General features: G+C 71.8%; 13 protein-coding genes and 1 pseudogene. 3 read left to right on the top strand and 11 right to left on the bottom strand.

All coding sequences use genetic code 11. From position 1 onward, the window contains the following. Positions 1–53: 53 nt before the first annotated feature. The 7 genes and pseudogenes from clpB to ABD292_RS17445 all read right to left on the bottom strand — a co-directional run bounded on the left by clpB (position 54) and on the right by ABD292_RS17445 (position 11,253). Positions 54–2,627 carry an ATP-dependent chaperone ClpB gene (gene clpB / locus ABD292_RS17475; RefSeq protein WP_344208315.1) on the bottom strand — a complete coding sequence of 858 codons (2,574 nt, stop codon included), beginning with the start codon at positions 2,625–2,627 and terminating at the stop codon, positions 54–56. 34 nt (positions 2,628–2,661) lie between these two features. Then, positions 2,662–2,985, bottom strand: a pseudogene (locus ABD292_RS17470) (heat shock protein transcriptional repressor HspR); the annotation flags it as partial. A gap of 4 nt (positions 2,986–2,989) precedes the next feature. Beyond that, on the bottom strand, positions 2,990–4,168 hold the full coding sequence (gene dnaJ, locus ABD292_RS17465) for a molecular chaperone DnaJ (RefSeq protein ID WP_344208313.1): 1,179 nt from the start codon (positions 4,166–4,168) through the stop codon (positions 2,990–2,992). 19 nt (positions 4,169–4,187) lie between these two features. Next, entirely contained in the window at positions 4,188–4,814 is a 627-nt protein-coding gene (gene grpE, locus ABD292_RS17460) for a nucleotide exchange factor GrpE (protein ID WP_344208311.1), read from the bottom strand. After that, positions 4,814–6,682: a molecular chaperone DnaK gene (gene dnaK, locus ABD292_RS17455; RefSeq protein WP_344208309.1), complete on the bottom strand. Its 1,869-nt coding sequence runs from the start codon at positions 6,680–6,682 to the stop codon at positions 4,814–4,816. The genes grpE and dnaK overlap by 1 nt, the downstream gene beginning before the upstream one ends. Positions 6,683–6,842: 160 nt before the next feature. Beyond that, positions 6,843–10,652, bottom strand: coding sequence for a LamG-like jellyroll fold domain-containing protein (locus ABD292_RS17450; RefSeq protein WP_344208307.1), 3,810 nt, complete (start codon positions 10,650–10,652; stop codon positions 6,843–6,845). 130 nt (positions 10,653–10,782) lie between these two features. After that, entirely contained in the window at positions 10,783–11,253 is a 471-nt protein-coding gene (locus ABD292_RS17445; RefSeq protein ID WP_344208305.1) for a hypothetical protein, read from the bottom strand. Positions 11,254–11,323: 70 nt separating this feature from the next. On the opposite strand from ABD292_RS17445, the gene ABD292_RS17440 reads away from it, so the two are divergent. Both ABD292_RS17440 and proC read left to right on the top strand, forming a co-directional pair. Further along, positions 11,324–12,205, top strand: coding sequence for a proline dehydrogenase family protein (locus ABD292_RS17440; RefSeq protein ID WP_344208304.1), 882 nt, complete (start codon positions 11,324–11,326; stop codon positions 12,203–12,205). Positions 12,206–12,218: 13 nt separating this feature from the next. Further along, a complete protein-coding gene (gene proC, locus ABD292_RS17435; RefSeq protein ID WP_344208303.1) occupies positions 12,219–13,013 on the top strand; it encodes a pyrroline-5-carboxylate reductase in 795 nt (264 codons plus the stop codon). 62 nt (positions 13,014–13,075) lie between these two features. On the opposite strand, the gene ABD292_RS17430 is transcribed toward proC, so the two are convergent. From ABD292_RS17430 to ABD292_RS17415, 4 genes are all read right to left on the bottom strand, one after another. Next, the gene (locus tag ABD292_RS17430) at positions 13,076–13,819 is read right to left on the bottom strand and encodes an ABC transporter permease (protein WP_344208302.1); all 744 of its coding nucleotides are present in this window, start codon (positions 13,817–13,819) and stop codon (positions 13,076–13,078) included. Next, positions 13,816–14,706 (bottom strand): ABC transporter ATP-binding protein, encoded by an 891-nt coding sequence (locus ABD292_RS17425; protein WP_344208301.1) that lies wholly within the window; start codon positions 14,704–14,706, stop codon positions 13,816–13,818. Before ABD292_RS17425 ends, ABD292_RS17430 begins: the two co-directional genes overlap by 4 nt. An 80-nt stretch (positions 14,707–14,786) precedes the next feature. After that, on the bottom strand, positions 14,787–15,449 hold the full coding sequence (locus ABD292_RS17420) for a response regulator (protein ID WP_344208300.1): 663 nt from the start codon (positions 15,447–15,449) through the stop codon (positions 14,787–14,789). Further along, a complete protein-coding gene (locus ABD292_RS17415) occupies positions 15,446–16,600 on the bottom strand; it encodes a sensor histidine kinase (protein WP_344209091.1) in 1,155 nt (384 codons plus the stop codon). Before ABD292_RS17415 ends, ABD292_RS17420 begins: the two co-directional genes overlap by 4 nt. Positions 16,601–16,732: 132 nt before the next feature. On the opposite strand from ABD292_RS17415, the gene ABD292_RS17410 reads away from it, so the two are divergent. Next, on the top strand, positions 16,733–17,896 hold the full coding sequence (locus ABD292_RS17410; protein ID WP_344208299.1) for an acetoin utilization protein AcuC: 1,164 nt from the start codon (positions 16,733–16,735) through the stop codon (positions 17,894–17,896). Positions 17,897–17,905 lie beyond the last annotated feature (9 nt).

The following is a 17,905-nucleotide window of genomic DNA, read 5'->3' as shown; positions in this document are numbered from 1 at the left end:
CAGAACGCCGGAGCCCGGGGCCCACGGACGGGGCCCCGGGCTCCGGGCGGGCGTCAGGCGGCGCGCTGGACGAGCAGCTCGTCGTCGCCGAGCTCCACGGTCACCTTGTCGCCGTCCACGACCTCGCCCGACAGGACGGCCTTGGCCAGCTTGTCGCCGATGGACGACTGCACCAGGCGGCGCAGCGGCCGGGCGCCGTAGAGCGGGTCGTAGCCGGTCAGTGCCAGCCACTCGCGGGCCGCCGGCGTGACCTCCAGCGTCAGCCTGCGGTCGGCCAGGCGCCGGGCCAGCCGCTCGACCTGCAGGTCGACGATCTGGGCCAGCTCCTCCGTGCCGAGGGCGTCGAAGAGGATGACGTCGTCGAGCCGGTTGAGGAACTCCGGCTTGAAGGCCGAGCGCACGGCCGCCATGACGGCCTCGCGCTTGGCGTCGTTCTCCAGCTTGGGATCGATGAGGAACTGCGAGCCCAGGTTGGAGGTGAGGATCAGGATCGTGTTGCGGAAGTCGACCGTGCGGCCCTGGCCGTCGGTCAGCCGCCCGTCGTCGAGCACCTGGAGCAGGATGTCGAAGACCTCGGGGTGGGCCTTCTCGACCTCGTCCAGCAGCACCACGGTGTAGGGGCGCCGGCGTACGGCCTCGGTGAGCTGGCCGCCCTCCTCGTAGCCGACGTAGCCGGGAGGCGCGCCGACGAGCCGGGCCACGCTGTGCTTCTCGGAGTATTCGCTCATGTCGATGCGGGTCATCGCCCGCTCGTCGTCGAACAGGAACTCCGCCAGCGCCTTGGCCAGCTCGGTCTTGCCCACGCCCGTCGGGCCGAGGAAGAGGAACGAGCCCGTCGGGCGGTCGGGGTCGGCGATGCCGGCCCGGCTGCGGCGTACGGCGTCGGAGACCGCGCGTACGGCCTCCTGCTGGCCGATGAGCCGCCGGCCCAGCTCGTCCTCCATGCGCAGCAGCTTGGCCGTCTCGGCCTCCAGGAGCCGCCCGGCGGGGATGCCGGTCCACGACGAGATCACCTCGGCGATGTCGTCGGCCCCGACCTCCTCCTTGACCATGGCGTTCTCCGGCTGCTCGGCCTCGGAGGCGGCCTTGAGCGCCTGCTCAAGCCGCGGCACCTCGGCGTACATCAGCCGCGAGGCGGCCTCGAAGTCGCCGTCGCGCTGGGCCCGCTCGGCCGCGCTCTTGGCCTCGTCGAGCTGCTTCTTCAGCTCACCGACCTTGTTGAGCCCGGCCTTCTCCTGCTCCCAGCGGCCGACGAGGGCGTTGAGCTCCTCCTGGCGGTCGGCCAGCTCCTGGCGGAGCCGCTCCAGCCGCTGGACGGAGGCCTCGTCGGTCTCCTTCGACAGGGCCAGCTCCTCCATCTTCATCCGGTCGACGGAGCGCTGGAGCTGGTCGATCTCCACGGGACGGGAGTCGATCTCCATGCGCAGCCGCGAGGCGGCCTCGTCGACCAGGTCGATCGCCTTGTCGGGGAGGAAGCGGTTGGTGATGTAGCGGTCGGACAGCGCGGCGGCGGCGACCAGCGCGCCGTCGGAGATCTGCACCTGGTGGTGGGCCTCGTAGCGGCCCTTCAGCCCGCGCAGGATCGCGATGGAGTCCTCGACCGTGGGCTCACCCACGTAGACCTGCTGGAAGCGGCGCTCCAGCGCCGGGTCCTTCTCGATGCGCTCGCGGTATTCGTCGAGCGTGGTCGCGCCGATCATGCGCAGCTCGCCGCGGGCCAGCATGGGCTTGAGCATGTTGCCCGCGTCCATGGCGCCCTCGGCGGCGCCCGCGCCGACGACCGTGTGCAGCTCGTCGATGAAGGTCACGACCTGGCCTTCGCTCTCCTTGATCTCGGAGAGCACGGCCTTCAGCCGCTCCTCGAACTCGCCGCGGTATTTCGCCCCCGCGACCATCGCGCCGAGGTCGAGCGAGATGAGCCGCTTGCCGCGCAGCGACTCCGGCACGTCGCCGGCCACGATGCGCTGGGCCAGGCCCTCGACGACGGCGGTCTTGCCGACGCCGGGCTCGCCGATCAGCACCGGGTTGTTCTTGGTGCGCCGGCTCAGCACCTGGACCACGCGGCGGATCTCGCCGTCGCGGCCGATGACCGGGTCGAGCTTGCCGCCCCGGGCGCGCTCGGTCAGGTCGACGCCGTACTTCTCCAGCGCCTGGTAGGTGTCCTCGGGCGTCTCACTGGTGACGCGGGCGTTGCCGCGCACCTTCTCGAACGCGTCGAGCAGCGCCTGCGAGGTCGCCCCCTGCGCCTTCAGCAGGTCGGCGACCTGGCCGCCGTCGGCCGCGAGGCCCACCAGCAGGTGCTCGGTGGAGACGTAGAGGTCTTCGAGCCGGTTGGCGTGGTGCGCGGCGGTGTTCATGACCGTGAGGAGCTGGCGTGAGCTCGACGGCGCCCCCACCGTCGCGCCCTGCGCCTTCGGCAGCCCGGCCAGCAGCTCCTCGACCCTGGTGCGCAACGCGCGCCAGTCGGCGCCGACGGCTTCCAGCAGCGGCACGGCGGTGCCGCCCGTCTGCGCGAGCAGGGTGGCCATCAGGTGAGCCGGGGCGATCTCGGGGTTGCCCTCCGCGGCGGCGCGCCGCATGGCCCCCGAGAGCGCCTCCTGGCTCTTCTGGGTGAGCTTGTAGTCCATGTCGTTCTCAGGCCCCCGGTGGCAGCTCGTAGCGGATCAGCGCTCTGACCATGCGCATCTCGGCGCGCAGGCGGTGAACCTCCTCGCGCAACCGCAGGGTCTCGTTCTCGAGCTCGAGAATGCGCTTGATGCCCGCGAGGTTGATGCCCTCTTCCTGGGAGAGCCGCTGCACCTCGCGGAGCTGGATGATGTCTCTTGTGGAGTAGAGGCGGCCGCGCCCGGCCGTACGGCCGGGGCTGACCAGGCCGAGCCGGTCGTACTGGCGCAGGGTCTGCGGATGCAGCCCGGACAACTGCGCGGCCACCGAGATCACATAGACGGGTGTGTCGTCGGACAGGTCGAAATAGTTGGCGTCCATCGGCTCACTCGCTTCTGGCTCGCTGAATGAGGTCGGCGCGCGGGTCCTCGCCCGCGGTCGCGGTCTGGAACTCGCTGAGGAGCTCGCGCGACTTGTCGTCCAGCGTGTTCGGCACGAGCACCTCGACCGTGGCGAGCAGGTCGCCCTTGGTGCCGTCCTTGCGGGACACGCCCCTGCCGCGCACCCGGAAGGTACGCCCGTTGGGCGTGCCCGGCGGGATGCGCAGCGTGACCGGCATGCCTTTGAGGATGGGCACCTTGATCTCGGCCCCCAGGGCGGCCTCCGTGAACGTCACCGGCACGGTGACGGTCAGGTTGTCGCCCGAGCGGCCGAACACCGCGTGCGGCTTGACGTGGGTCTGGATGTAGAGGTCTCCCGCGGGGCCGCCGTTCTCGCCCGGCGCCCCCTTGGCCTTGAGCTTGACCCGCTGACCGTCGGCGACGCCGGCGGGGATGCGGGCCTGGATGGTGCGGGTGCTCTTGGCCCGGCCGCTGCCCTCGCACACGGGGCAGGGGTCGTCCACGATCAGCCCGCGGCCCTTGCAGTCGCGGCAGGGCTCGGAGAAGGCGAAGTTGCCCAGGTTGCGGCTGGCCGCGCCGGTGCCCTCACAGGTCGGGCAGACCCTCGGGGTCGTGCCCGCCTTGGCGCCGGTGCCCGTGCAAGCGGCGCAGGCGGCCGAGCTGGTCAGCCTGAGCGACACCGTGGTGCCCTCGACGGCCTCGGTGAACGAGAGCGTGACCTCGGACTCGATGTCCTGGCCACGCCGCGGCCGGGTCGTGGTGGTGCGGGTGGACGCACCACCACCGCCGCGGTTGAACAGCCCGCCGAACAGGTCGCCGAGCCGCTCTCCCGCGCCCCCCTGCTGCCCCTGCCCGGTGCCGCCGAACAGGTCGCCGAAGTCGAACGAGAAGCCGCCCGCCCCCGGCCGCTGGCCGCCCACCCCGGAGCCGAACAACGTCCGCGCCTCGTCGTACTCCTTGCGGCGCTTGGTGTCGGACAGGACGTCGTACGCCTCGGAGACCTCTTTGAACTTGGCCTCTTTGGCGGTGTCGCCCTGGTTGCTGTCGGGGTGGTACTGGCGGGCCAGCTTGCGGTAGGCCTTCTTGATCTCGTCGGCGGTCGCGGTCTTGGGCACACCAAGGACGGCGTAGTAGTCCTTCTCCAAGTAGTCCTTGGTGCTCATCTACGGCCCTTCGTCCTCGTCAGCTTTCGTCTTCGGTTTCACCCTGGCCGCCCGCGGCGGGCTCCTGGGGCTCGGCGGGCTCGGCCACGGCCACCCGCGCCGGCCGCAGGATGCGCTCGCCCATGCGGTAGCCGGGCTGGAACACCTCGACCGCGGTGGCCTCGGTCACGTCCGCGGAGTAGCTGTGCATCAGCGCCTCGTGGACGGTCGGGTCGAAGGGGTCGCCCTTCTGCCCGTAGGCGGTGAGGCCGAGCTTGGTGAGCGTGGCCTCCAGCGACTCCGCCACCTTCGCGAAGCCGCCGGTGAGCTCGCCGTGCTCGCGGGCGCGGCCGATGTCGTCGAGCACGGGCAGGAGCTCGGTCAGCGCGCTCGCCACCGCCTGCTCCCTGACCGCGGCGCGGTCGCGCTCGACGCGCTTGCGGTAGTTGACGTATTCGGCCTGGAGTCGCTTCAGGTCCTCGGTCCGCTCGGCGAGCTGGATGGCCAGCTCGCCGTCGGCGGCGGGACCGGCGGCGGCCGCGGCCTCGGCGGGCTGGCCGGCCGTCTCCTGGGCGGCGTCGGGCTCGCGAGGCAGCCCCGTCTCCGGGTCGATCTTGCGGTTGTCGCGGATCACCGGCTCCTCGTGCCCGTTGTCACGCGGCGGCATCACTTGTCCTTCTTCGGCTCGTCGTCGACGATCTCGGCCTCGACCACGTCCTCGTCGGCCTTCTGGCCCGCACCGGCCGCGGCGTCCTGCGGGGCGCCCTCGGGGCCGCCCTGCTGACCCTGGCCGGCGGCGTAGATCGCCGAGCCCATCTTCTGGCTGACCGTGGCGAGCTTCTCCGCAGAGTTGCGGATGACGTCGGTGTCGGTGCCCTCCAGAGCCTTCTTCAGCTCGGCCAGGGCGTCGTTGACCTCGGTCTTGATGTCGCCGGGGACCTTGTCGTCGTTCTCGCGGAGGAACTTCTCCGTCTGGTAGGCGAGCCCGTCGGCGTTGTTGCGGACCTCGGCCTCCTCGCGGCGCTTCTTGTCCTCCTCGGCGTAGGACTCGGCCTCGCGCATCATGCGCTCGATGTCGTCCTTGGGCAGCGCCGAGCCGCCGGTGATGGTCATCGACTGCTCCTTGCCCGTGCCCAGGTCCTTGGCGGAGACGTTGACGATGCCGTTGGCGTCGATGTCGAAGGTGACCTCGATCTGCGGGATGCCGCGCGGGGCCGGCGCGATGCCGGTGAGCTCGAAGGTCGCGAGCTTCTTGTTGTAGGCCGCGATCTCGCGCTCGCCCTGGAAGACCTGGATCTGCACCGACGGCTGGTTGTCCTCGGCCGTGGTGAAGACCTCGGAGCGCTTGGTCGGGATCGTCGTGTTGCGCTCGATGATCTTGGTGAAGATGCCGCCCTTGGTCTCGATGCCCAGCGACAGCGGGGTCACGTCGAGCAGCAGGACGTCCTTGACCTCACCCTTGAGCACGCCGGCCTGCAGGGCGGCGCCGATGGCGACGACCTCGTCGGGGTTGACGCCCTTGTTGGGCTCCTTGCCGCCGGTCAGCTCCTTGACCAGGTCGGTCACGGCGGGCATCCGGGTCGAGCCGCCGACCAGCACCACGTGGCTGATGTCGGAGACCTTGATGCCGGCGTCCTTGATGACCTGGTGGAACGGGCCCTTGGTCCGCTCGAGCAGGTCGGCCGTCAGCCGCTGGAACTCCGAGCGCGTGAGCTTCTCGTCGAGGTGCAGCGGGCCCTCGGAGGAGGCCGTGATGTAGGGCAGGTTGATGCTGGTCTCGGACTGGCTGGACAGCTCGATCTTGGCCTTCTCCGCGGCCTCGCGCAGGCGCTGCAGAGCCATCTTGTCCTTGGACAGGTCGACGCCGTGGGCGTTCTGGAAACGCTTGACGAGCTCGTCGACGACACGCTGGTCCCAGTCGTCGCCGCCCAGGTGGTTGTCACCGGAGGTGGCCTTGACCTCGACGAAGCCGTGGCCGTCCTCGGAGCCGACGTCGAGCAGCGACACGTCGAAGGTGCCGCCACCGAGGTCGAAGACCAGGATGGTCTGGTCCTGCTCCTTGTCGAGGCCGTAGGCGAGGGCCGCGGCGGTCGGCTCGTTGATGATGCGGAGCACGTTGAGGCCCGCGATCGTGCCGGCCTCCTTGGTGGCCTGCCGCTGGGCGTCGTTGAAGTAGGCCGGGACGGTGATCACCGCGTCGGTGATCTTCTCGCCCAGGTAGGCCTCGGCGTCCTGCTTGAGCTTCTGCAGCACGAAGGCGCTGATCTGCTGCGGGGAGAACTTCTTGCCGTCGATCTCCTGGGACCAGTTGGTGCCCATCTCGCGCTTGACGGAGCGGATGGTGCGGTCCACGTTGGTGACGGCCTGCCGCTTGGCGACCTCACCGACCAGGACTTCGCCGTTCTTCGCGAAGGCGACCACGGACGGCGTGGTCCGCGAGCCCTGCGCGTTGGCGATGACGGTGGGCTCACCGCCCTCGAGGATCGAGACGACGGAGTTGGTCGTCCCAAGGTCGATACCTACCGCACGTGCCATGAGTACGTCCTTGTGGTGAAAGTTGAGTCGGTCGGACTCAAGCTACGGATGACGGTCGTGTTTGTCAAACGACTTGAGCCTACTCGACTCAACCCTTGTGAGCGCGCCCGCATTCCCGATCCTGCCCCAGAATTCTGCAGGATGGCGCGGACGCGGGAGATCAGCTGACCGGGGTGTTCAGGTCGGTCTGGATCTCGGCGGGGGTGAGGGCGCGGTTGTAGAGGCGGACCTCGTCGATGAGGCCGGCGAAGTACTCGCCCCACAGGCTGTTGCCGCCGATGCGCAGGACGCCGTTGTCGGTGCGGATGGCTCCGGTCTCGGCGGTTTGGGCGACCTGGGTGCCGTTGATGTAGAGGCGCAGGGTCGTTGCGTCGTAGGTCGCGGTGAGGTGGGTCCAGGTGTTGAGGGGGAGTTGGCTGGGCCCGCCGATGTCGGCTGGGGTGGTGGTGAAGATCGCCGTGTGGGGGCGGTTGGTGTCGCTGCCTGCGGTCAGGGTGTAGGCCTCGCCGCTGGCGTGCTGCTTCATGACGACGGTCCGCCAGCCGGTCACCGAGGTGGGGCGGACCCACGCCTCCACGGTCATGCCGGTCGTGAGGCGAAGACTGGGCGCGTCGGGGATGGTGATCCAGCTTGAGGTGCCGTTGAAGGAGAGCGCGCTGCCGTAGCGGCCGGAGGTGGTCCAGGTGGTGGAGGTGAGGGTGCCGGTGTGGCCTCCGCCGGAGGTGTCGGCGACCGTCGAGCCGGTGCCCTCGTTCATCCCGTACGCCGCCACCAGCCCCGGCACGGACGGCGGCTGCGTGACCGTCGCCGAGACCTCGGCCGAGGCGGGGCCGACGTTGTTCGCGCCGTCGAAGGCCCGCACCCGGTAGTAGTACGTGCCCGCCGCGAGCCCGGAGTCCGTGAACGACGTGCCGTCAGCCGAGCCCACCTGGTTGGCCCCCGACGGGGTGAACCCGGGCGTGGCCGAGCGGTGGACCAGGTAGCCCGTCACGCCCACGTTGTCCGTGGCGGCCGACCAGGAGAGCTGCGCCGAGCCCGGTCCGCCCGCCGCCGTGAGCCCGCCGGGGGCGGTGGGGGCCTGCGTGTCGGGTGGCAGCGGCTGTCCCACCGGGGTGTTCAGGTCGGTCTGGATCTCGGTGGGGGTGAGGGCGCGGTTGTAGAGGCGGACTTCGTCGATGAGGCCGGCGAAGTACTCGCCCCACAGGCTGTTGCCGCCGATGCGCAGGACGCCGTTGTCGGTGCGGATGGCGCCGGTCTTGGGGGTCTGGGCGACCTGGGTGCCGTTGACGTAGAGGCGCAGGGTCGTTGCGTCGTAGGTGGCGGTGAGGTGGGTCCAGGTGTTGAGGGGGAGTTGGCTGGGGGCGCCGATGTCGGCGGGGGTGGTGGTGAAGATCGCCGTGTGGGGGCGGTTGGTGTCGCTGCCGGCGGTCAACGTGTAGGCCTCGCCGCTGGCGTGTTGCTTCATGACGACGGTCCGCCAGCCGGTCACCGAGGTGGGACGGACCCACGCCTCCACGGTCATGCCGGTGGTCAGGCGGAGGCTCGCGGCGTCCGGGATGGTGACCCAGCTTGAGGTGCCGTTGAAGGAGAGCGCGCTGCCGTAGCGGCCGGAGGTGGTCCACGCCGTCGAGGTGAGGGTGCCGGTGTGGCCTCCGCCCGAGGCGTCCCCGACCGCGGAGCCCGAGCCCTCGTCCATCGCGTACGCCGCCACCAGCCCCGGCACCACCGCCGTCGGCTCGTACGTCGCCGTATAGGTCGTCGCGGTCGCCGGAGCCACGACCTGGTGGGTCGCCGCGCCCCCGTCCGACCACGACGCGAAGGTGTGGCTGCCGCCGCCCGCGGTCTGCGGCGAGGGCGCGGAGACCGAGTTGCCGGAGCCGACGATCACGGTCCTGGTGAACGGGGTGATCGTCTGCTCGCTGTTGAAGCCGAGCCGCAGGCCGGGCGGCGACGACTGGAAGGTCAGGTTCACCGTGCGCGGCTGGAGCAGCACGCTCTTGGTGTCGCTCAGCCCCTGGGCGTCGGTCACCGTGAGCCGCAGCTCCAGGTGGGACGGGTAGTCGTGGTCGGGGGCCTGGAAGGACCCGCTCGCGCCGGTGAACGCGGTGATCTCGTGCTCGTGGCAGGTGCTCGGGCAGTGGTGCAGGATCAGCGCCCAGTGCATGCGCGAGCCGGGGACCGTGCCGTCCTGGGCGTCGGTGCCGCTGCCGGAGAAGGCGATCGTCTGGCCGACGGCCCAGGTGGTGGTGGCCGTCGGCGCGGCGATGGTCGCCGTGGGCGCGGTGTTGTCCACGTTGACGGTGACCGAGGCGTCGCCCTGGCCGCCCCTGCCGTCGTGGACGCGCAGGCGCACGGTGTACGAGCCCGGCTGGGCGTACGTGAACGACGGCGCGGCGGCGGTCGAGTCGTCGAGGTCGCCGTCGCCGTCGAGGTCCCAGGCGTAGGTGAGCGGGTCGCCGTCGGCGTCGCTGGAGGAGGCCCCGGAGAACGTCACGGCCAGCGGCGCGGCGCCGGAGGTGGCGCTCGCGCCGATCACCGCCGTGGGCGGGGTGTTGGCGTAGAGGTAGCGGACCAGCGTCCCGTGGTCGTAGTCCACGGCGAACAGGTCGCCGCCGGGGCCCGTCTCCAGCTCGACCGTGGGCATGCCGGAGTCGAAGGTCTGGATCGTGGCCGGGTCGGGCAGGCCGTTCGCGCCCTTGGTCATCACCCAGACGCACTGGCGGCTGTAGTCGGAGAAGAACAGCGCGCCGTCGTAGGCGGCCGGGTAGCCGCCGCCGGTGTGGAAGGCGACGCCGCTGGCCGAGGAGCCGCCCGACGGGCAGGGGTCGTTGGGGGCGGGGCGGGCGTTGTGGTTCCAGGCGAAGTACGGCGCGGTGTGGGCGGAGGCGCCGGCGGCGTACAGGTTCTCGCAGAGCGTCAGGTCGAGGTTGTCGTAGCCGCCCTGGCGGCCGGGGCCCTCGTAGCAGGGCCAGCCGAAGTTGATGACGCCGGCGGTGGGGCTGACGACCCGGTTGATCTCCTCGACGGTGTTCCAGCCGACCTCGCCGAGCCAGATCTCCGAGGTGCCGGGGCGCACGGTGATGCGGAACGGGTTGCGCAGGCCGTGGGCGACGATGCGGGCGGCGTTGGGGTCGGGGCTCGCGGCGCTGGGGTTGCCGGCGGCCGCCGCCCCCGTATCCGGATTTATCCGGATCAGTGAGCCGTCGAGGCCGGCCGGGTCGCCGTTCGTCCGCACGTCCTGCGAGCGCAGCGCCCCGCCCTCCGCCGACGGCGGCGACAGGGCCGTGCCGACCGGCGAGGGCGGGTCGCCGCACGGGTTGTCCGGCGTGACGTCGGAACCGGTCAGGTTGTCCTGGCCGTAGTCGGCGAAGTTGAAGCTGGCGCCGTCGCCGGCCGAGGCGTACAGCGCGCCGTCCGGGCCGAAGCGCAGGTCGCCGACCGAGTGGCTGGGATGCTGCTGGCACCAGTCGGTGATCAGCGGGGTCTCGGCCCCCGTGGGGGAGATGACCGACAGGCGGCCGGTGACCAGGCAGCCGTCACCGGTCGCGCCCGGCGGGGTCGGGCACGGGTCGTCGGTCGCGCCCGCGGTCCCCCAGCGCGGCGCGGTCCCGCCGGGCACGGCGTCGCGGCTGTAGAGGACGTACAGACGCGGGTCGGCGGGAAAATCCGGATGCAGGGCCATGCCGAGCAGGCCGCGGTCCCAGAAGTTGTGCACCTGCGTGCGCAGGTCGGCGTAGACCGTGGGCGTCGTGTCGGACAGCGAGTCGAAGACCTTGATCAGCCCGCTCTTCTCCGCCACGAACACCCGCCCGTCCGGCGCGAACTCCACGTTCGTCGGCCGGGTGAGCCCGCTGAGCACGGTCTGCCGCTGGAACGCCGGCGGCAGCGCCCGCGCGGGCGGGCTCGACAGCGCGAGCCAGCCGGCGGGGAGGAGCAGGAGTGCGGCGAGCGCGCGGCCGAGTCGTCTCACGGGAACCCCCTGGGCTGAGCGACGTCACCCTCGACGCCCCCACGCCTTCGGTGCCTGATCGATGTATCGCAAGTAACCGATCAGTTGTCAGCAGGGGTGTCCGCTGTTGGACACGGAAACCGTTCGCGGCTCAGCGCTTGGCGCCGTCCACGAGCAGGCGCTTGCCCAGGGCCTTCTTGAGCTTGACGGTGGTGGTCTTCTGGATGGCGATCATGATGCAGGAGGTGTTCTTCGCCTTGGGCGAGGTGCCCTCGTACAGGGTGATCGTGACCTTCTTCGACGTCTCCTTGACCTTGACGCGGTCCAGCACCGTGCACGGCGCGACGCCCGACCACCAGGTGAGCTGCACTTTCTTGCCCTTGGAGACCGGTTTGGCCTTGGTCCAGCGGACCTTGTGGACGTTGATCGCGTTCCCGGTCGGCTTGACCGGCTGGGGGCCTTCCGACGGCGCCGTCGGAGCGGTGGTGACGGGGGTCACCTCGACCGCCGGCGGCGGGGCAGGGGTGCGGGAGGAGGACGACGCGGCCGGTCGCGTGGCCGGCGCGGTGGCACAACTCGTCGCGAGAACCAGGGACCCGGCCAGAAGAGTCGCTTTCGTCATTGTGCGCATACCCCTACGACGGATCCCGGCGGCCCGCGGTTCAGCGCCCTGCGGGGTTAGTGTGGTCCCCGTGCTCCGTCAGGCCATGCTCGCAGTCTCCCGAAGCGAACGCGCCGAGCGCGTCATCTCCTCCTCGCCGCTGACCAGGGACGTGGTCAGGCGCTACGTCGCCGACGACATCGCCTCCGTGGTCGGCGACCTGACCCGCAGAGGGCTCCTCGTCACCGTCGACCACCTGGGCGAGGAGGTGACCGACAGGGAGCAGGCCGCCGCCGCCGTCGGCGAATACCTCGGCCTGCTCGCCCTGCTGCCCGCGGGCGCGGACGTGTCGGTCAAGCTCACCGCGCTCGGGCTGCGGCTGTCGGAGCGGCTCGCGTACGAGCACGCGGCCGACATCTGCCGGGCCGCGGCCGAACGCGGCGTCACCGTGACGCTCGACGCCGAGGAGCGCGACACGATCCACGGGCTGCACGCCGTCCACGCCGCGCTGCGGCGCGACCACCCCGACGTGGGGGTGGTGGTGCAGGCTTACCTGCCGGACTCGCTGGAGCGGTGCGAGAAGCTCGGCGGGGCCCGGGTGCGGCTGTGCAAGGGCGCCTACACGGCGCCGGGCGCCTACACGTCGCCCGCCGAGATCGACCGCTCGTTCGTACGGTGCCTCAAGGTGCTCATGGCGGGGACGGCGTACCCGATGGTGGCCACGCACGACCCCCGGCTGCTGCGGATCGCCTCCACGCTCGCCGTGCTCGACGGCCGGGACGTCACCGGGTTCGAGTACCAGATGCTGTACGGCGTCCGCCCCGCCGAGCAGTCCAGGCTGGCGGGGCTGGGATCGCAGATGCGGGTCTACGTGCCGTACGGGGACGACTGGTACGCCTACCTCATGCGCCGCCTGGCCGAGCGCCCGCGCAACCTGGGGTTCTTCCTGCGGTCGCTGATGTCACGCCGGTGAGTAGGCTGCCAGGATGATTGCGATTCTGGGCACGGGCAAGATGGGCGAGGCCCTGCTGTCCGGGCTGCTGCGGGCCGGGTTCAAGCCGGGAGACGTCCTCGCGACCACCCGCAGGGCCGAGCGGGCGCAGGCGCTGCGCGACACCTACGGCGTGCGCACCGTCACCAACGCCGAGGCGGCGAAGGCGGCCGACACGCTGATCCTGGCCGTCAAGCCGCAGGACATGGCCACCCTCCTGGCCGAGATCGCCCCTTACGTCCCCGCCGACCGCCTGGTGATCACGGCCGCGGCCGGCATCACGACGGCGTTCGTGGAGCAGCGGCTCGGGGTGGACGTGCCGGTCGTGCGGGTGATGTCCAACACGCCGATCAGGTTCGACGAGGCGATGAGCGTCATCTCGGCCGGGGCGCACGCGGGCGAGGAGCACCTCAGGCTGACCGAGAACCTGCTGAAGCCGGTCGGCAAGGTGCTGCGCATCCCCGAGTCGCAGCAGGACGCGGCGACCGCGCTCTCCGGCAGCGGCCCCGCCTACTTCTTCTACCTGGTCGAGGCCATGGTGGACGCGGGCATCCTGCTCGGCATGCCGCGCGCCGCCGCGCTCGACATGGTCACGCAGTCGATCGTCGGCGCGGCCGTGATGCTGCGCGACTCGGGCGAGCACCCGGTGATCCTGCGCGAGGCGGTCACCTCGCCGGGCGGCACCACGATCGCGGCCATCGCCGAGCTGGAGCGGCACAGCGTGCGGGCGGCGTTCCTGGCCGCCATCGAGGCGGCCAGGGACCGCGGGCGGGAGCTCGCGGGCGGCTGAGCGGTCCGGCCCCCGCCCGGAGGAACCGCTCGGTCCGGCCCGCGCCCGGAGGAGCCGCGCGGTCAGGCGTCGCGGCGGTGCAGCAGGACGCCCGCCGCGACCGCGGCCACGGCGATCCACGCCAGGTAGACGGCGAACCCGCCCCACGGGCTCAGCGAGGAGGGCCCTCCGCCGTCGGTCATGATGAGCTGGCCCGCGTTGGTGGTGAAATACTCCGCGACGGTCCTGCCCCACTTGCCGGGCAACTGGGTGACGACCGTGGGGAGCACCAGGATCAGCGCGATGGCCGTCACGAGCGCGCCCGCCGTGTGCCGGACGAGCGTGCCGAGCGCCAGCCCGAACAGCCCGCACGCGGTCAGGTAGAGCCCCGCGCCGACGGCGGACCGTACGAGGTCGCCCGTCGTGACCCCGGCGGGCTGCGTGATCGCCAGGCCGGCGGCGAGCGCCCCGGCGGCGGCGAGCGTGCAGACGACCAGCGAGGTGACGGTGAAGACCACGGCCTTGCCGGCGAGCAGGTGGAGCCGCCGGGGCACGGCCAGCAGCGAGGTGCGGATGCCGCCGGTGCGGTACTCGCCGGAGATCACCAGTACGCCCAGCGCGGCGATCGACAGCGAGGCGAACATCGCGCCGGTCAGGCTCGTCATCAGCGCGTTCTGCACGTCGACGGGCCCTTCGGCGTTCTCCTTGACCGCGAACGAGAGCAGCGCGCCGAAGCCGATCATCATGGCGGCGGTGGCGGCCAGCGTCCAGAGCGTCGAGCGGACCGAGCGGAGCTTGGTCCACTCCGACCTGATGATGTCGATCATGACGTGTACTCCAGACTGTCCTTGGTCAGCTCCATGTACGCGGCTTCGAGCGAGGGCCGCACGTGCGTCAGCTCCTCCAGCGGGATCCCGGCCCGCGCCGTGAGCGTGCCGATCTCCAGCGTGCTCATCGTGGTCACCCGCAGGTGGTCGGGGTGCCGCTCGCCCGTGCCGAGCAGGTCGGCGACCTCGGCCAGGCGGGGGGAGCGCACCCGTACGTAGCCCTGCGAGCTGCGCGCGATGAACTCGTCCACGCTCGTGTCGGCGATGAGCCGCCCCTTGCCGATCACGATGAGGTGGTCGGCGGTCTGGGCCATCTCGCTCATGAGGTGGCTGGAGACGAACACCGCGCGGCCCTCGGCGGCGAGCTCGCGCATGAACGTGCGGATCCACAGGATGCCGTCCGGGTCGAGCCCGTTGACGGGCTCGTCGAACAGCAGGATCTCCGGATCGCCGAGCAGCGCCGCGGCGATGCCGAGCCGCTGCGACATGCCCAGCGAGAAGCCGCCGACGCGGCGTCTCGCGACCTCGCGCAGCCCCACGGTCTCCAGCACCTGCTCGACCCGGCTCGCGGGCAGCCCGTTGCTCTGGGCGATGGCCAGCAAGTGGTCGCGGGCGCTGCGCCCGCCGTGCACGGCCTTCGCGTCGAGCAGCGCGCCCACCTTGCGCAGCGGGTGCCGCAGCTCGGCGTACGGCCGCCCGTCCACGAGCACGGAGCCGCCGGACGGCCGGTCGAGCCCGAGGATCATCCGCATCGTGGTGGACTTGCCGGCCCCGTTGGGCCCCAGGAAACCCGTCACCCGGCCGGGCTCGACGTCGAACGACAATTCCGCCACCGCGGCGGTGGCGCCGTAGCGTTTGCTCAGGTTCGTTGCCCTAATGGCTGTCATGATCCCAGCGTGGCGGCGCGGGCCGCCGGTTTCTTCCTGCCCGGGGACCGTCTCGCCGGGCCGGCTCTGGGACCAGGGTCCTACTCTCCGGGGCGGACGAGCCCCGCCTCGTAGGCGACGATGACGGCCTGGGCGCGGTCCCGTACGCCGAGCTTGGCGAACAGGCTCGTCACGTGGTTCTTGACGGTCGAGGCGGAGACGGCGAGGCCGGCGGCGATCTCCGCGTTCGAGCGGCCGCGGGCGATGAGGACGAGGATCTCCCGCTCCCGCTCGGTCAGCCCGGCGAGCCGGGCCGTACGCGCGGGCGCGGGCGGGGTCCGCGAGGCGCGGACGAACGTGCCGATCAGCCGGGTCAGCAGCCGCGGCGCGACCGCCGACTCGCCCCGGTGCACCACGCGCACGCCCTCGATCAGCTCCTCGGGGGAGACGTCCTTCGGCAGGAAGCCGTCCGCGCCCGCGCGCAGCGCCGCGAGCACGTTCTCGTCCAGGTCGAACGTGCTCAGCGCGAGCACCCGCACCTCCGGCAGCGCGGCCGTGATCAGCTCGGTGGCGCGGACCCCGTCCAGGTTCGGCATGTGCAGGTCCATGAGCACGACGTCCGGCCGCAGCCGCCGGGCCAGGTCCACCGCCTCCGCGCCGTCGCCGGCCTCGCCCACCACGGACAGGTCGGGCTGGGCGTCGAGCATGAGCCTGAAGCCCGTACGGACCAGCCCGTGGTCGTCGGCGAGCAGCACACGGATCACAGTGTCTCCAGGGGGATGCGGGCGTGTACGCGGAAGCCCCCGCCGGGGTGCGGGCCGGTCGTGAGCCGGCCGCCGCAGAGCGCCACCCGCTCGGCCATGCCGCCGAGCCCGAAGCCGGGCGTGCCCGAGCCCGTGGCGCGCCCGTCGTCCACGACCTCGACCTCGACCGCCTCCGGCTCGTACGCCAGCCGCACCCCCGCCCGTGCCCCGGCCGCGTGCTTGCGGGTGTTGGTCAGCGCCTCCTGGACGATCCGGTAGACCGCGAGGTCGACGGGGGCGGGCAGCGCGACGGGCGTGCCGGTCACGGTGAGGCTGGTGGACAGCCCGGCCGAGCGCGCCTCATCGACGAGGGCGGGCAGCCGTTCCGCGCCGACGCCGGTCGCGGCGTCCGGTCCCGTGCCGGCCGCCCCGAGCAGCTCCCCGTCGCGTAGCACGTCGTCGGCCCTGAGCACGTCGAGCAGGCGGCGCATCTCCGTCATCGCCTCGCGGGCGGTCTGCTCGGCGCTCTTCAGCGCGTCCCTGGTGACCTCCTGCTCGGCGGGGAGCGTCGCCCGCGCGCCGCCGACGAGGGCGGTGATGACGGTGATGTGGTGCGCCACGATGTCGTGGAGCTCCCTCGCGATGCGCCGCCGCTCCTCGCGTACGGCGGCGTCGGCGGCCTCGCGCCGGCCGCGCTCGTTGAGTTCCGCACGCAGCCGGACGAGCTGGCCGACGCCCACGGCCGTCGCCACGGCGAACAGGTAGCCCACCCAGTTGCCCTTGCCGGGCTGGAAGATCTCCCCGGTCAGGGCGTAGGCGGCGTAGGCGGCGAGCGCGGTCAGCGCGGTGACGCGGCCGGAGGTGTGCCGGCCCACGCTGTAGAGCGCCACGGCCGCGGGCAGATCGGCGATCGTGACGAGGCGCAGGGCCAGGCCGGCGGCGTCCAGCGCCGTGATCAGGGCCACGGTGAGCACCGGCCGGCGCCGGCGCCACCACAGCAGCGCGGCGCACGCGAGGTAGTGCGCCATGCGCAGCGCTTCCCCGGTCTCCCCCCGCTCGGTCATGAAGACCAGTCCGAGTACGCCGGGAATCGAGATGACGATCACCAGGGCGGCGTCGAAGACCTTGGGACGCCGCAGGAACCGCACGGCTCTCCTGACCGTTCGCCCCATCCGCACGCCCAAAACCCTAAGTCATGAGATGTCCGGCACAGACGGACATTTCGCTCCGAACCCGGGCTACTACGCGAAGTCCGCGCTGCGGTAACGTCGCCCCAAGGCGAGGCGGCACGTGGAGGGGTTGGCATGAGCCGGTCGGTACGGGTGATCTGGGACGACGCTCTCACCTCCTACGACTTCGGCCCCACCCATCCACTGGCGCCCGTCAGGGTGGAGCTGACGATGGCGCTGGCCCGCCACCTGGGCGTGCTCGACCGGGTCGAGCTGGCCGGCTGCGACCCGGCGAGCGACGACGAGCTGGCCTTGGTCCACAAGCGCGACTACGTCGAGGCTGTCAAGAGGGTGTCCGTCTCCGGCGCGCCCGACCTCGGCTGCGGGCTCGGCACCACGGACAACCCGGCGTTCAAAGGGGTGCACGAGGCGTCGGCGCTGATCGCGGGCGCGTCGCTGGCCGCCGCCCGTACGATCTGGGAGGGCGCGGCCGAGCACGCCGTCAACATCGCGGGCGGGCTCCACCACGCCATGCCCGCCATGGCGAGCGGCTTCTGCGTCTACAACGACCCCGCGCTCGCCATCGCCTGGCTGCTGGAGCGCGGGGTGAGCCGCATCGGTTACGTCGACGTCGACGTCCACCACGGCGACGGCGTCCAGACGGTCTTCTACGACGACCCCCGGGTGCTGACGATCAGCCTGCACGAGAGCCCGCGCACGCTGTTCCCCGGCACCGGCTTCCCCGAGGAGACCGGCGCCGAGGGCACGGCCGTCAACGTGGCGCTGCCGGCCGGCTGCGGCGACGCGGGCTGGCTGAGGGCTTTCCACGCGGTCGTGCCGCCGCTGCTGCACGAGTTCCGTCCCGAGGTGCTGGTGACCCAGCACGGCTGCGACAGCCACGCGCTCGACCCGCTCGCCAACCTCATGCTGAGCGTCGACGGCCAGCGCGCCGCCTACGCCGCCCTGCACCGCCTGGCCCACGAGACGGCGGGCGGGCGGTGGATCGCGGTCGGCGGTGGCGGCTATGAGCTGGTCCAGGTCGTCCCGAGGGCGTGGACGCACCTGCTCGCCGAGGCGTCGGGCCATCCGATCGACCCGGCCACGCCGACCAGCGAGGAATGGCGCCGGTACGTCAGGGAGCGCACCGGCGAGACGCCCCCGCTGACCATGACCGACGGCCGAAACCCGGAATTTCGTGATATCTCGGCAGGTTATGACCCAGCGGACCCCATCGACCGTGCGGTCATGGCGACCCGCAAAGCGGTGTTCCCCCTGCACGGCCTCGACCCGATGCCCTAGACCCCAGGC

Origin of the sequence: Nonomuraea bangladeshensis (assembly GCF_039529455.1) — a bacterium.
GTDB classification, from domain to species: Bacteria; Actinomycetota; Actinomycetes; order Streptosporangiales; family Streptosporangiaceae; genus Nonomuraea; species Nonomuraea bangladeshensis.
The sequence above is the reverse complement of the archived record's forward strand: the minus strand, read 5'-3'. Positions and strand labels throughout refer to the sequence as shown.

What these genes read in the sequence shown, in the direction of transcription:
- clpB (WP_344208315.1), bottom strand. Translation starts at nt 2,627, where the DNA reads ATGGACTACAAGCTCACCCAGAAGAGCCAGGAGGCGCTCTCGGGGGCC.
- dnaJ (WP_344208313.1), bottom strand. Translation starts at nt 4,168, where the DNA reads ATGAGCACCAAGGACTACTTGGAGAAGGACTACTACGCCGTCCTTGGT.
- grpE (WP_344208311.1), bottom strand. Translation starts at nt 4,814, where the DNA reads ATGCCGCCGCGTGACAACGGGCACGAGGAGCCGGTGATCCGCGACAAC.
- dnaK (WP_344208309.1), bottom strand. Translation starts at nt 6,682, where the DNA reads ATGGCACGTGCGGTAGGTATCGACCTTGGGACGACCAACTCCGTCGTC.
- ABD292_RS17445 (WP_344208305.1), bottom strand. Translation starts at nt 11,253, where the DNA reads ATGACGAAAGCGACTCTTCTGGCCGGGTCCCTGGTTCTCGCGACGAGT.
- proC (WP_344208303.1), top strand. Translation starts at nt 12,219, where the DNA reads ATGATTGCGATTCTGGGCACGGGCAAGATGGGCGAGGCCCTGCTGTCC.
- ABD292_RS17430 (WP_344208302.1), bottom strand. Translation starts at nt 13,819, where the DNA reads ATGATCGACATCATCAGGTCGGAGTGGACCAAGCTCCGCTCGGTCCGC.
- ABD292_RS17425 (WP_344208301.1), bottom strand. Translation starts at nt 14,706, where the DNA reads ATGACAGCCATTAGGGCAACGAACCTGAGCAAACGCTACGGCGCCACC.
- ABD292_RS17415 (WP_344209091.1), bottom strand. Translation starts at nt 16,600, where the DNA reads ATGGGGCGAACGGTCAGGAGAGCCGTGCGGTTCCTGCGGCGTCCCAAG.
- ABD292_RS17410 (WP_344208299.1), top strand. Translation starts at nt 16,733, where the DNA reads ATGAGCCGGTCGGTACGGGTGATCTGGGACGACGCTCTCACCTCCTAC.